Below are 14,181 nucleotides of genomic sequence, written 5' to 3'. Positions count from 1 at the left end.
AAACAACGCCAAAACCGAACGGGTGAGTCACCCTGCCGCAGCGGGCGGCGCTACCCGCTGCGCTACCACGCGTCGCCAGTCGAGACCTTCGAACAAAGCTTCATACTGCCCCCGCGACAGCCGCATCGTCCCATCCTGCACTTTGGGCCAGGCAAAGCTGCCCTGTTCCAGGATTTTGTAGGTCAGCACCATTCCGGTGCCATCCCACACCAGGATTTTTACACGATTCCCGCGCTTCGACCGGAAGATCACGGTGACCCCGGAATGCGGATCAAGCTTCAACTCGGTCTGCACCATCAATGCCAGCGCCTGATGGCCACAGCGGAAGTCCACCGGCCGCGTCGCGATCAGGATCGGCAATCGTTGGCCCGCGACGATCATGCCGTCCCGCGCATCGCACGCACCAAGGCCGCAACCCGGTCAACCGGCACATCGCCGGGAACCCTCACCACGAGGTCTGCGCCTATTTCCACGGTCATGATCCCCAAAGTGATCTCGACCGGCTCCGGAACCGGCAAAGCATCGGCAGCCTCCTTCGGCTCCGTCGTAATCGCCAGGGGCACGAAGGCAGGCTCGAATGGGCCGCTATTCTCGCAAGGCACCGGCATCAGTTCCGCAGGCAGCGCCAAAAGACCCTGACGCGCCTGCCGTCGCCAGTCCGAAAGCTGATGCGCAATGAGATCATGACGACGCGCAACATCAACAACCCGCGCACCGCGTTGAAGGCTCTCCGCGACAATCCGCGCCTTCAGATCATTAGGCCATCGTCGGTTTCCACGACGAGGCTCGACAACTTCGCATCGCCCAACAAATCCCTCGCCATCCGCCATGCCAAATCTCCAGCTCCTGCCGAAAACCTTCTGGCAGAAACCTCAATGTTCAGAAACAAGCGAAATCAATGGGGTGTGGGCGGCGCATACCCATCATCTGGCTCGGTCGAGACCCCAATCACCCCATCTGACTCGAAACTCGGTTAGGCACGACGCGGAGCTGCCCTGCGGCGAAGCATGAGGCGGATCGACGCGATGAAGATCCACGCCTCGGCGCTGGCGATGGTCGCCTCGAAGTCCTTGGCGAGCCGGCGACAACGTCCCAGCCAGGCGAAAGTTCGCTCGACGACCCATCGTCGCGGCAGCACCTCAAAGCCTTTGGCCGTGTCGGAGCGCTTGATGATTTCGATGGTCCACGTGCCCAGATCGGCCAGAGCCTGCGTCAGTTTTTCTCCGGCATAACCGCCGTCGGCGAATAGATGGCGCAACCACGGGTAAAGCTGTCGAATGGAGGCGATGACGCAGACTGCCCCATCCCTGTCCTGGATATCGGCCGTATGCACCGTCAGCCCGACCAGGTGCCCCTCGGTGTCGGTGATGATATGGCGCTTGCGGCCTTTGATCTTCTTGCCGGCGTCGTAGCCACGCAGACCGGCAACGTCCGTGGCCTTTGCCGATTGGCTGTCGATGACGCCGGCGCTCGGGCTCGCCTCGCGACCGAGGGCGAGGCGTGCCGCGGCCACCAGGTGGAAGTTGATGGTCCTCCACAGCCCATTGTCTCGCCAGGCATAGAAATAGCGTTGAACCGTCGAAACCGGCGGGAAGCGGTCCGGCAATGCCCGCCACTGGCAGCCCGTCCAGGCGATATAGAGGAGCGCGTCCACGACTGCCCCGCAGCTCGGTCGTCCGCGGTCGTCCTGTCGCCTTCGCTCCAGGCATGAACGGCTCGATCAACGCCCATTCCCTGTCCGTCAACGCGTTTGCATCCCGCTGCCCCGCGCGGCAATATTGCCGGCGGGTGGCCTCCGTCCAACCCATGTCGTGATCCTGCTCAAGTCTAGACAACTCAAGCGAATCACAACGGACGGGGCCACTCAACCGCTTCCACGCCCAATCCCGAGTTTCGGGTCAGGCTCTGAGAGATCATGGTCGAGCGCGACGAGCATCACGATCGGCGGCCCTTAGACTTTGCAGTTGTAAGCGGATATAGGGGGCAATAGCTAAGTCTCGGTGGCGGCGGTGGTCTCCTCCTCGCAGGCGCCAGCCATCTGAAAACGCGATAGCACCAATCCGGACATTATATTGGCGAACTCAAGGCCAAGTGGCGCATTTAGTGGGGAGCGGTCCGAACTCCATGCCAATCAATATCCACCGAAAAAACCGAGTTCCACCAAATGCAGATTAAAGACATCCTTCTCGCGCCGGGCAATGGGGCCTTTTTCTATGACGATCAGGAAGCCATTAGGTCGGGCGCGACGCAGGACGGCTTTATCTATCTCGGCGCACCGACAACGCATGGGTTCAATTCGATCCGCATTCCAGCATCCTCGCTCAGCCTCGGGCTTGTCCTTACCGACGACACTGTTGTTTGGGGCGACATGATGAACGTCCAGTACTCTGGTGCCGCCGGACGCGATCCTGTGTTCGACGCCAGTCAAACCTCGGATTTTACGTCGCGCGTTGTCGCGCCGCGGCTTCTCGATGTTGATGCATCCCGCTACCTAGAAGCCTGCGCGAAGGTTTTCGAGCCCTTCGAACACAAGCGGCTACCTCTCGCGATTGAGTATGGCGTCAGCCAGGCATTGCTTCGAACTGCGGCCCACCTTCACCGCAGCACGATGGCGGAGGTCATCTGCACTGAATTTGACCAACCGCTGCCAACGCGCAGTGTCCCGATTTACTGTCAGAGTGGCGATGCGCGGGAAATCAATGTCGACAAGATGATTCTGAGGTCCGTCGATGTTCTTCCCCACGGCCTGATCAACTCGCGGCAGAAATTCGGCGTCGACGGCCAGACCTTCATGGACTTCGTGAAGTGGGTTGCAACGCGTACGCGCCAAATCGGCCGCCCAGAGTATCATCCGGTGCTGCATTTCGATGTGTATGGTTGGATAGGGCAGGAAATCGGCCTGGAGCCGCAACGGATCGCCGATTTTATCTGCAGGGTTGCCGATACCGTTCCGGGTTTTACGCTCAATATCGAGTGCCCGGCCGATTTTGGTTCCACACAGGCCCAAATTGATAACTACGCTCGAATTGTATCGATCCTGGATGACCGGAGTTCCAGCGCCCGCATTGTCGTGGATGAGAGATGCAATACGCTTGAGGATATTCGGCTCTTTGCCGAAGCGAAGGCCACGCATCTGGTCCAAATCAAGACGCCAGACGTCGGCTCAATCGCCGATACGGCGCGCGCAGTTCTCATCTGCAAGGCGAACAAGGTAGGGGCATATGTAGGGGGAAGCTGTACCGAGACGGATCTCTCCGCCCAGGTTTCAGTCCACGTTTCGGTAGCGACCCAGGCCGACATGATGCTCGCAAAGCCCGGAATGGGTGTCGACGAGGGTTTTTCCATCGTTGGGAACGAACAGAGCCGGTTATTCGCGATGCTGAACCGTCGTCGGGCGTATGTCGAACAAGTTGGATGAAGAGCCGTGTGTCGCCATGCTGAACGGCCTTGAGGGGATCACCGTCGTTGCCGTGGAGCAGGCTGTAGCTGCGCCTTACGCATCGTCTCGCCTTGCGGACGCTGGCGCCAGAGTCATCAAGATCGAGAGGCCCGAAGGGGACTTTGCGCGGAATTACGACAAATTGGTGAGGGAGCAAAGTGCCTATTTCATTTGGCTTAACCGGGGTAAGGAGTCGGTTTGTCTGGACCTGAGATCGGAGGCGGATCGCGCCGTCCTAGACACGCTTATTGCTAGTGCTGACGTGTTCATCCAGAATCTGAAGCCGGGCAGCATCAAAAAACTGGGTTTCGGGTCTGCGGATATTCGCCGACGCTTTCCGCGCCTCATCACCTGCGACATCTCCGGGTTCGGGGAGGGGGGGCCGTTTTCCCACCTGAAGGCTTATGATCTGATCGTCCAGGCCGAAACAGGTCTATGCGCGATCACCGGGACACAACAGGGTCCGGCGCGGGTAGGGGTGTCGGTTTGCGACATCTCGGCAGGCATGACGGCGCATAGCGCCATCCTCCAGGCACTGTTCCACCGCGAACGAACAGGTGAAGGCGCAGGCATACATGTCTCGTTGTTCGATGCCGTCGCCGACTGGATGAACGTGCCAGTTCTGCAAAACGACTACAGCGGGTATCACACGGTACGCGCCGGCGTGAAACACCCGTCGCTTGCGCCGTATGGCGCCTATCGTTGTGCCGATGGCAAAGAGGTTATCTTTTCGGTTCAGAATGACCGCGAATGGGTGAATTTCTGCGAGAAATTCCTAAAGCAGGCGGCGCTCACACGCGCACCTGGTTTTGCCGATAATATGGAGCGTCTCGGTCACCGGGCGCAACTTGATGAGATCATTGAATTGCGTTTTTCCGAATTATCCTGCCACGAAGCAATGCAGGAGCTTGAGGCAGCCGGTTTGGCGTATGGCCGTTTGAACGAAGTGGCGCAAGTTTCAAAGCATCCACACATTCGCAGGGTGCAGGTTGGCACACCCGAAGGAACCGTCGAGACGATAGCCCCAGCCGCGATCTTCAACTCTGAGCGCCCCTCGCTGCGGCCAGTTCCGGCTCTCGGCGCCCATACCGAGGCTGTCCGCGAAGAGGTTGGAGCAGGCTTGCGCACAAAAGCCGCGTCAGCGTGAGTGCGCGTTTGAGGGTGAGTGGGCTCGCGAGTTACGAAGAGTCTGTGTACCTCGGATCATCCCAGCGCATCGGCTATCCAGCAAGCGTACTGCCGTCACGCTCGCTAAGATTGATCGCAGAGGCGACTCCATGATCAAGGACACCTTTCCGGCCGTTGAAAACACGATGTCTGTACCCCGCTGGAGATCCCTGCTCTTCGTTCCCGCTCACGTTCCGCGCTTTGTGGAGACGGCTCATGAGCGGGGTGCAGATGGCGTCATTCTCGACTTGGAGGACTCTGTTCCCCAGGATCAGAAGGGCCAGGCAAGGCGGCAGCTCCCAGAATCCGTGACAAAAGTGGGTCGCAACGGTGCGTCGGTTTTGGTCCGCGTGAACCGTGGCCTGCGCGCGCTGGCTGTCGACCTTGAAGCAGCGGTTGTCGCAGGCGTCAACGCGCTTGTCCTTCCCAAGGTGGAGTCGGCCGAGTGGGTGATGGAAGTCGCTGATGCCGTGACGGAACTTGAGCACGAAAGGAAACTTGACGCGAGAAGCGTTCGGTTCGTTGCCCAGATCGAAACTCCGGGGGCATTGGCGAGACTCGCGGCAATAGCTTCGGCCCATCCCCGGATGGCCGCGATGGCGCTTGGCCCGGAAGATTTCAGCGCGGCCGTTGGCGGGACACCAGATCCGGAGCTACTTCTAGGACCGAACCTTTCGGTCTTGTTCGCCGCCCGCGCGAGCGGTCTGCTGCCTCTGGGATTCGTTGGAAGTATCGGGGAGTTCTCTGACACGCAGAAGTTCCGCGATGTCGTCATACAGGCAAGGCGGCTCGGCTTCGTCGGAGCGTTGGCGATTCATCCGACACAAGTTGCCATCCTGAATGAAGCCTTCTCGCCTAGCGCAGAGGAGTTCGAGTGGGCCCGGCGCGTGCTCGCGGCCGAAAGGGATGCTGCGGCAGAGGGCAGAGGTGCTTTCGCCTTGGAAGGAAAGATGGTCGATGCCCCGGTTGTCAGGAGGGCCCGTGAAATAATCGCCATGGGTCCGAAAGCCGAGTTGGGTGTTTGAACGGTTGATTTAGAGCAGACTAGGACGACTCGACACCAAGGTACTCCACTTGCCTCGGCCGTGGATTGGCGCGGTGATTGCTGCAGCGCGGCACAATTATTGCTTTCGCGCCATCGCTTTTCGAGATAGATAGGGGGAAGTTGGGGAAAGTGCCTCAGTTGGGCTCTTCAAGTTATGGAAATTAGGCAGTTAAAATACTTCGTCGGCGTAGTCGAAGCAGGCAGCTTCACGAAGGCCGCTGCGTTCCTCAATATTGCTCAGAGCGCTCTGAGCCTGCATGTGCGTCAGTTGGAGGAAGGCTTCGGCACTCAGCTGCTGATACGCGACAGGACCGGCGTGAGCGTGACGGCGTCAGGAGCCAAACTGCTCGAACGAGCGCGGGCAATTCTCAGGGAAATTCGACTCACCGAGGCGGAATTGACCAACACAGCCGCTTCCCCTGCTGGGGAGGTGACCATTGGCATTCCGTCCGGAGCCGCTCGCGTGCTGAGCGGCCCCCTGCTTGAATCAGTGAGAGCCGAACTGCCGAGGGTCTCACTAAAGATGATCGAGGGCATGACGGGACCGCTGGAGGAGTGGATGGCTGCTGGCCGCTTCAATCTGGCAGTTCTCTACCGCACCGCGGATAGTGTGGCACGAATGACAATCTTGGCGCGCGAAGAGCTCTGTCTCGTGGTGCCGTCAGGTGAACCGCCTTTCGAAGATTCGATATCTTTGGCGGATCTACACGCGTTCCCGCTGGCGGTTCCCATGCGCAATAACAATGTCAGACGTTCGGTGGCTGACGTCGTCGCACAACACGGTTGCGCGCTGGACGTCAAGTTTGAAGTGGACTCGCTCTCAACGATCATCAACATGGTTATAGAAGGAAAAGCCCATTCTATTCTCGCCCCCTCGGCCGTTCAAAAAGAAGCCTCTCAAGGGCTGGTTAGGACGGTCAAAATCGTCGATCCGGTGATCACCCGTTCCGTTGTGCTTGCCGTAAATCCGAAAGATGAGCGTTCTGCGGCCGTCTCCGCGGTCCGCAAGCTCATCCCCAAGGTCGCCAGAGAATTAATTGAGAGTCGGGCCTGGGCAGCCGCGGCACCTGACGCGGCCTGAACTCTTCACCCTATTTGGCAAGGCTATGTATTCTTGCGGCCATCAGGATCAGAACGATCTGGATTCCAGATGGATTTCGGCAATATTCGATATTTGACCTGCCGCGACACTCGCGATGAAATTGGCTCAAGCGAGTTCAGCGGTTCGGTGTCGAATGGCGCTCGTATGGCAAAAATTCACATAAGTGGAGCAAGCGATGTCAGACGCTAGGAGCCACGAGCTCTTCATCAACGGCAAATGGCGGGCCGGTGGTAGCAGAGCCACATTGCCGGTGATTAATCCGGCAACGGAGAAGGTATTTGCCTCGGTGGCCTCGGCGACGGTGTCAGATCTGGATGAGGCCCTCGCTTCGGCAGAACGCAGCCGCACGGCTTGGTCTGCACGGCCTGCGAAAGAACGTGGCGAGATCCTGGTAGGAGCCGCAAGAATCTTGGCAACGAAGATTGAAGCAGCAGCCAGGGAGCTGTCGGCCGAACAGGGAAAAACGATTGCCGAAGCGACAGGTGAGTACGCACGTGCCGTCGAAACGCTGGAATGGAACGGCAGGCATGCCGAAGAGCTGTCGGCCCCGATTCCGATGCGTCCGAACCGGATGATCGTCCCGGAGCCGCTCGGTGTCGTTGCTGCCTTTACGCCATGGAACTATCCGGCCGTTCTCATCGCCCGCAAGCTCGCCCCCGCGCTGGCGGCAGGCTGCCCGGTGATCCTCAAAGGGGCCGAAGAGACACCGAGCGTGGCTGTCCATATCGTTGAATCGCTGCACCAAGCAGGCATCCCGGAGGGCGTGGTCAATCTGGTCTTCGGCGTGCCGGTGCATATATCGCGGCATCTGCTCAGTTCGCCGATCGTGAAGGTCTTGACTTTCACGGGCTCAACCGCGGTTGGAAAGCAGCTGGCCACGCTCGCCGCAAATAATTTGCAGCGTTGCATCCTTGAACTCGGTGGGCACTCCCCGGTCATTGTGTGTGAGGATGCTGACCTGGCAAAGGCGATATCGGCAATTTCGGAATACAAGTTCGAGTGCGCAGGCCAGAGCTGCAACGCACCCAGCAGGATCCTCGTCGCGCGGACCCGCTATGAGGAATTTTTGTCCCGGATGACGGATGCGGCTCGCAAGATCAAGATCGGGCTACCGGACGATCCTGCAACGGAGATGGGACCGATGGCAAACGCGCGGCGAATCGAGGCCATGCAGCGCCTGACCAAGGATGCGGTCGATCGTGGCGCCCGCATCGTGACAGGTGGAACCCGCCTCGACCGACCGGGCTTTTACTGGCCGCCAACCATCCTGACGGGCGTGCCAAAGGATGCCAGAGCGCTTCATGAAGAGCCGTTCGGACCGATCCTCACGGTGGCGCCGTTCGATACGATCGAAGAGGCAATCGAGGAAGCCAACGCCACCGAGTACGGCCTGGCCGCCTACTTCTTCGCCGGCGCTGCCGAAGCGCAACAGAAGCTTATCAAAGGTCTTTCGGCGGGCGCTGTCAGTGTGAACTACCTGAAAGGGGTTTCCGCAGATGCGCCTTATGGCGGCATCAAACAGAGCGGCTATGGATATGAAGGAGGCGAGCAGGGGGTGCGGAGCTTCCAGATCCTGAAAATGGTGAATGGCCTCGGTTCATTTGGATAAAATCCGGTGGGAAATAGCACACGGACCATCGCTGGCAAGGACATCACAAGGAGCGTCGCCGACGCTCTTCAGTATATCTCATACTATCACCCTCCAGATTATATCCGGTCTCTTTCTCACGCATACACGCGCGAACAGAGTCCAGCGGCGAAGAATGCCATCGGGCAGATTCTGCTGAACTCCCGCATGGCGGCATTTGGGCGGCGGCCGATCTGCCAAGACACCGGCCTTGTGGTGGTCTTCGCGAAGGTTGGAATGGACGCCCGCATCAGATCAACGGTCAGTTTCGCAGACCTCGTGAATGAGGGCGTCCGTCAGGCATATCTCGACCCTGACAATCCCCTTCGGGCATCGATCGTTGCCGATCCGCTCGCCGGACGGGTCAACACCCGTGATAACACGCCGGCGGTCGTCCACGTTGACCTTGTGCAAGGTAACCAGATTGAGATCACCATTGCCGCAAAAGGCGGCGGCTCAGAGAACAAAGCACGTTTTACCACCTTGAACCCCAGCGCCTCCGTTTCCGACTGGGTGATTGACACTGTCTCGACGCTTGGCAGTGGGTGGTGTCCGCCCGGACTGATCTCCGTTGGCATCGGTGGTAGCGCTGAAAAGGCGATGCTGCTGGCCAAGGAGGCCATGAACCAGCCCATCGATATGGCGGAATTGATCGCCAGGGGGCCATCAAGTGCGGAGGAAGCACTCCGGGTCGAGCTTTATGAACGAATTAATGCCCTCGGCATAGGCGCTCAGGGCCTAGGCGGCCTGACGACAGTCGTTGACGTCAAGGTTGCGACTTATCCTACCCATGCGGCGTCCAAGCCCGTGGCGCTCATTCCGCAATGCGCCGCCAACCGGCACCTGAAGTTCACCTTGGACGGCTCTGGACCTATCAGGCTTCAGCCGCCCGACTTGCGCGAATGGCCCAATATCGGAACCGACGAATTGAGTCCAGCCGGCGTACGAAGAGTCAACCTCGATGCGTTGACCAAGGAAGAGACGGCATCATGGCGCTGCGGAGAAACGCTCCTTTTGTCCGGAAAGATGCTGACGGGCCGTGACGCCGCCCACAAGCGAATGGTCGAGTTGATCGACGCCGGCAAGCCGCTTCCGTTCGATCTGCAAGGACGCGTGATTTATTACGTTGGACCCGTCCGCGCCGTGAGAGAGGAGGTCGTCGGACCGGCTGGCCCAACAACCTCCAGCCGCTTGGACGATTTTACGGACAAGGTGCTCGCCGAAACCGGGCTTTTCGCGATGGTAGGCAAAGCGGAGAGAGGACGGGCTGCCATCGAGTCGATTGTAAGACACAAAACGCCGTACCTCATCGCAGTGGGTGGGGCTGCCTACCTGATATCAAAATCAATCAAGTCAGCACGGCTCATTGCCTTCGAAGACCTGGGCATGGAAGCAGTCTATGAATTCGAAGTGCAGGATATGCCTGTCATCATGGCTGTCGATGTTGAGGGAAACTCCATTCACAATTCCGGGCCTCTTGAATGGCGCAAGCGCATGGCTGCGGACAGCATCGCACGCAACATCGGCGTTTGAGCCTTCCGACCAATCTCGGTTGGTCGGCGTCAATTCCATTGTCGACAACGGCTTAAGAGCACAAGGTCATGAAGTCGAAACCCAATCCTGCGCGTCTGGACGCTTGGGACTTCCGGATTCTCTCAGAGATTCAGGCAGACGGCCGGATTTCAAAAAGCGAGCTTGCAAAACGCGTTCATCTTTCGGCGTCGGCCTGCTCGGAGCGGCTCCGTGCACTCGAGGTCGCAGGGATTATTGAGGGGTTCTACGCGCGGCTGAGTCCGGCCCTCATCGGCGGCATGGTCTTTGTCATGGTGGAGGTCGTGCTGGAACGTCATCGCCTCGAGGACCAAAAACACTTCGAGACTGCGATCGGAGAATTTCCGGAAATCCTGGATTGCTGGGCTATCGGCGGGCGGATCGATTATCTGATGCGCGTCGCATCTCCTTCCATGGCTGCGTATCAGGATTTCATGGAGGGAATGCTGCAGGCAGGCTTGGGGATCGATCAATATTACAGTCTTGTCGTGACCAAACCAATCAAGTCCAATTCACCAATCCCCTTGTCCGCACTAAGGCGGCGGTAAACGGCGAGGCCTTGGTTTCCACGGCTTTTGATCCCGATTCCGCGAATTCGTCGGCGAAGGACGTGCATTCCCGCGAAACTGGAGAGGCGTTTGCGGTATGCTAATTGCTAAGGAGGCGGCCGGCCGAGTGCCCTCCGCCAATCCATCGCGAGGAGAGGGACTATGCGGTTGAGTAATCTGGGAACCGAGCAACTCAGAGAGAAGGATCGAAGCTTCGTCTTTCATCCGTCCACGCATCTGGCCAAGCACAGCCGAGGCGAGACCCCAAATCGGATCATGGCCGGTGCGGAAGGCGTGTACATCTGGGATACCGAAGGCCGCAAGAGCCTTGACGGTTTCGGTGGGCTCTACTGCGTCAATATGGGATATGGCTGCACGGAAATTGCCGAGGCCATTGCCAGGCAAGCACACGAATTGCCGTTCGCCCATGTCTATGCAAGTCAAGGAACAGAGCCAGTCGCCCTCTTGGCAGAGGCTGTCGTCGAATATTTTGGTCAGAACATGCGAAGGGTCTTTTTCGGCCTTTCCGGCTCCGACGCCAACGAAACCAACATCAAGCTGGTCTGGTACTACAACAACATTCTGGGCCGCCCCGAAAAGAAGAAGATCATCTCGCGACATCGCGGTTATCACGGGTCTGGGCTGGTCACCGGCAGCCTGACAGGCCTTGCCTTCTTCCATAATTTCTTCGACCTGCCGCTCGATTTGGTGCGCCATACCACGACGCCGCACCACTATCGCCAGGCGCATGACGGCGAAAGTGAGCAAGCGTTCTCGACACGCTGCGCGGATGAACTTGAAGCCCTTATCCTCACTGAAGGCCCGGAGACCGTCGCAGCTTTTATTGGCGAGCCGGTGCTTGGGACAGGCGGTATCGTTCCACCCCCAAAAGGATATTGGACCGCGATCCAAGGCGTGCTCGACAAGTACGACATCCTGCTGATCGCCGACGAGGTGGTCTGCGGGTTTGGACGAACCGGTGAGCAATTCGGTTCCCACCTCTATGGCATGCGGCCGGACTTCGTGACCATCGCCAAGGGCTTGAGTTCCGCCTACCTGCCCATCTCCGGGTCAATCATTGGCGACCGCGTCTGGTCGGTCTTGGAACAAGGAACAGAGAAGCACGGCGCTCTCGGCCACGGCTGGACATATTCAGGTCACACGCTTTGCGCTGCGGCCGCGCTCGCCAATATTCGACTCCTAAAGGAAAGAAATATCCTGGAGCATGTCCGCGATGTCGGACCGTATTGGCATGCCCGCATGAATGCCGAACTGGCGGGACACCCCATCGTCGGAGAGGTTCGTGGTGTCGGAATCCTCGCCGCCGTAGAGCTGATGCGAGATCCAAAGCAGAGAATACCGTTTGAATCCGATCTTCAGGTCGGCGTTCGCGCCGCCGCTGCTCTGTTCGAGAATGGTGTCATCGGCCGTGCCATGCCACACGGCGATATCCTCGGCTTTGCCCCGCCTTTGATCATCACCCGTAAGGAGATCGACATAATCGTCGACGCAACCGCGAAATCAGTCGAGACGACCTATCGCGCGCTGAAGGCCGAGGGTGCGATATGAACATGCGAGTGCCGACGGAAGCGAGCCCCGGGTTCGACGCCGTCCCGGGTAAAGTGGTCCCTGGTAGGAACTTCCCACGGACCAAACGCTTTGACGTCAGGCTGGCGTTAGGACTGGTCGCCCTTTGGTGACGAGGGGTTGACGGCGCATTTCGCGCCGAGCCGACCTAAACCGCTAAACTTGAAGCCGTCAGATTCTAAGCATGCTTCGGACAACTTCGATCTCAAGCGATAACCAAATCAGTTCTGCCGCCGCTGTCCTGTTGCCCAACGATCAGGGTGTTTGTGCGGCGCGCCCTGCCGGTGTCCCTCCCCGCCGGCAGGGCGCCTTTTTTGACCCGCTGGATCTCGGTGCCTCATTGGATCTGGGTGATTGTAGCGCGTCCGCAATCGATAGTTCGAGAAGGAGGTCATCTGCATATCCGGATGGCACATCGAGCTTCGATATTTCTACGACACCAGGGAAACCACCCACAATCGCAGCTTCGGACCCGCGGCTTGCGGCAGCCGGCGTCGAGGTCGCATCCACCTGCTTTCATATGATCAAAGGTCCGGGGAGTAGTCACCGCGGTGAATTTTCTCCAGCGTCGAATATCTTGGGGGCGAGTCTTCTCGCCGTAGCTGCCAAGAAGCCAGAAAGTCCCATGTCTAATTGAAAACAGCCGCAGGAGAAAATGCAGCTCGTCTTCGAAACTTTGCTGGAACAGTTGTCTTTGAGCGTTGATGAAGTCGACTTCCATAACGCACTGGCCAGCGCCGCCGGCGCCTTCGACATTCCCGCATTCGCCTATCTGTCTCTGGTGTCTGATCGCGTCACAAAACCCAGGCTGATATCGAACTATCATTCCGGCTGGACGTCGCACTACTTGCGCCACCAATATGAAAGGATCGACCCGGTCATAGAATGGGCAAGATGCAGCGAATGTCCCTTTCAGTGGGGGCCGGGTTTCGGCCATGCCGGCATTTCAACGCGACAGCAACAACTTTTCGATGAGGCTGCCGAATTCGGCATCTGCTGCGGACTGACGATACCACTTGTCGATCGCCGCGGCGGTGTCGCTGCGATGACCTTCGCGGCAGACAGGCTCGATCCGACCTTCCTGCGCATCGCCGAGCAATATGAGCAGGCGCTCGAGATTATGGCGATGTGCTTTCACATTGGCGTTCGCCGCAAGCTTTCGGGTGGTCTGGCCGTGGATGGTGTTTCGCTGACGCCCCGTGAGTACGAATGCCTGGAATGGACGGCGAAGGGCAAATCCGCCTGGGAGATCGGCTGTATCTTGGGGATCAAGGAGCGCACGGCCGCTTTCCATCTGGACAATGCCAAGAAGAAGCTCGGCGTGCGCACCAAAAATCAGGCGGTGACGCTGCTGGCCTCCTCACGATCATCAATTCTCTGAGGAACAGAATCCCTCTTTAATCTACCTGTGCAAATGCACAGGCAGTCGCGGCATGAAGGTTCGCCTCCAATGGCAGGGTCATACCTGCGAGGAGACCATCATGATTGAGCTTATTGCGCCCGGCTGGTACGGCGCCTTTGCCGACGAACTTCACGAAATGCACCGCCTGCGCTACCGCGTCTTCAAGGAGCGGCTCGACTGGAACGTGCGCACGACCGGCGGCTTCGAGATCGACTCATTCGATTCCCTGAAACCGCACTATCTTGTGTTGCGCGATGCCGGCGGTCGTGTCGGGGGCGGCGTACGCCTTCTGCCCTCAACGGGGCCGACGATGTTGCGAGATGTCTTTTCGAGGCTGTTGGAAGGGGGAACGGCACCCGAGGGACCGAGTGTCTGGGAAAGCAGCCGTTTCGCCCTTGATCTCCCACCGTCTGCACCGAAGGGCAGTGGGAGCATTGCTGTTGCCACCTATGAACTCTTCGCCGGCATGATCGAGTTCGGTTTGTCGCGGCGGCTCACGCATATCGTTACGGTTACGGATTTGCGCATGGAGCGAATCCTGCGTCGCGCCGGATGGCCGCTGGCCCGCATCGGGCCGCCCCAGACAATCGGCACCACGCGCGCCGTTGCCGGCTTTTTGGATGTCTCAGAGGAGAGCCTTGCTACGGTCCGCCACAATGGCGGTCTTGGCGGTCCCGTGCTGTGGGCGCCGGTGCTCTGCACGGCCGCCTGAC

General features: G+C 58.9%; 13 protein-coding genes. 10 read left to right on the top strand and 3 right to left on the bottom strand.

All coding sequences use genetic code 11. From position 1 onward, the window contains the following. Positions 1 to 27: 27 nt before the first annotated feature. The 3 genes from tnpB to MesoLj_RS33955 form a co-directional block, all read right to left on the bottom strand. Positions 28 to 381: an IS66 family insertion sequence element accessory protein TnpB gene (tnpB, locus tag MesoLj_RS33965; RefSeq protein ID WP_127420643.1), complete on the bottom strand. Its 354-nt coding sequence runs from the start codon at positions 379 to 381 to the stop codon at positions 28 to 30. After that, entirely contained in the window at positions 378 to 830 is a 453-nt protein-coding gene (tnpA, locus tag MesoLj_RS33960) for an IS66-like element accessory protein TnpA (RefSeq protein ID WP_202324126.1), read from the bottom strand. The genes tnpB and tnpA overlap by 4 nt, the downstream gene beginning before the upstream one ends. A 143-nt stretch (positions 831 to 973) precedes the next feature. After that, positions 974 to 1,808, bottom strand: a protein-coding gene (locus MesoLj_RS33955) for an IS5 family transposase (RefSeq protein ID WP_202324277.1) whose coding sequence is annotated in 2 segments (ribosomal slippage) — positions 974 to 1,660 and positions 1,662 to 1,808 — 834 coding nt in all. Because the reading frame shifts where the segments join, the coding sequence is not laid out codon by codon here. Positions 1,809 to 2,164: 356 nt separating this feature from the next. Between MesoLj_RS33955 and MesoLj_RS33950 the strand changes: the two genes are divergently transcribed. The 10 genes from MesoLj_RS33950 to MesoLj_RS33905 all read left to right on the top strand — a co-directional run bounded on the left by MesoLj_RS33950 (position 2,165) and on the right by MesoLj_RS33905 (position 14,180). Continuing rightward, on the top strand, positions 2,165 to 3,418 hold the full coding sequence (locus tag MesoLj_RS33950) for a methylaspartate ammonia-lyase (protein WP_202324124.1): 1,254 nt from the start codon (positions 2,165 to 2,167) through the stop codon (positions 3,416 to 3,418). 16 nt (positions 3,419 to 3,434) lie between these two features. After that, positions 3,435 to 4,586, top strand: a complete 1,152-nt coding sequence (locus MesoLj_RS33945) for a CaiB/BaiF CoA transferase family protein (RefSeq protein ID WP_202324122.1) — start codon at positions 3,435 to 3,437, stop codon at positions 4,584 to 4,586. Positions 4,587 to 4,716: 130 nt separating this feature from the next. Beyond that, positions 4,717 to 5,631, top strand: a complete 915-nt coding sequence (locus MesoLj_RS33940) for an HpcH/HpaI aldolase/citrate lyase family protein (RefSeq protein WP_244730580.1) — start codon at positions 4,717 to 4,719, stop codon at positions 5,629 to 5,631. A 174-nt stretch (positions 5,632 to 5,805) separates the two neighbouring features. Further along, entirely contained in the window at positions 5,806 to 6,732 is a 927-nt protein-coding gene (locus tag MesoLj_RS33935; protein WP_202324120.1) for a LysR family transcriptional regulator, read from the top strand. Between the two features lie 196 nt (positions 6,733 to 6,928). Then, positions 6,929 to 8,362 (top strand): NAD-dependent succinate-semialdehyde dehydrogenase, encoded by a 1,434-nt coding sequence (locus MesoLj_RS33930; RefSeq protein ID WP_202324118.1) that lies wholly within the window; start codon positions 6,929 to 6,931, stop codon positions 8,360 to 8,362. A gap of 6 nt (positions 8,363 to 8,368) precedes the next feature. Further along, a complete protein-coding gene (locus MesoLj_RS33925) occupies positions 8,369 to 9,913 on the top strand; it encodes a fumarate hydratase (protein WP_202324116.1) in 1,545 nt (514 codons plus the stop codon). A 68-nt stretch (positions 9,914 to 9,981) separates the two neighbouring features. Next, the gene (locus tag MesoLj_RS33920) at positions 9,982 to 10,479 is read left to right on the top strand and encodes an Lrp/AsnC family transcriptional regulator (protein ID WP_202324113.1); all 498 of its coding nucleotides are present in this window, start codon (positions 9,982 to 9,984) and stop codon (positions 10,477 to 10,479) included. A 162-nt stretch (positions 10,480 to 10,641) separates the two neighbouring features. Continuing rightward, positions 10,642 to 12,048, top strand: a complete 1,407-nt coding sequence (locus tag MesoLj_RS33915; protein ID WP_202324110.1) for an aminotransferase — start codon at positions 10,642 to 10,644, stop codon at positions 12,046 to 12,048. Between the two features lie 673 nt (positions 12,049 to 12,721). Further along, positions 12,722 to 13,447 (top strand): LuxR family transcriptional regulator, encoded by a 726-nt coding sequence (locus MesoLj_RS33910; protein WP_202324108.1) that lies wholly within the window; start codon positions 12,722 to 12,724, stop codon positions 13,445 to 13,447. 100 nt (positions 13,448 to 13,547) lie between these two features. Continuing rightward, positions 13,548 to 14,180, top strand: a complete 633-nt coding sequence (locus MesoLj_RS33905; RefSeq protein ID WP_202327578.1) for an acyl-homoserine-lactone synthase — start codon at positions 13,548 to 13,550, stop codon at positions 14,178 to 14,180. The last annotated feature ends 1 nt before the right edge of the window (position 14,181 follow it).

Source organism: Mesorhizobium sp. 113-3-9, from assembly GCF_016756515.1.
GTDB lineage: Bacteria > Pseudomonadota > Alphaproteobacteria > Rhizobiales > Rhizobiaceae > Mesorhizobium.
The sequence above is the reverse complement of the archived record's forward strand: the minus strand, read 5'-3'. Positions and strand labels throughout refer to the sequence as shown.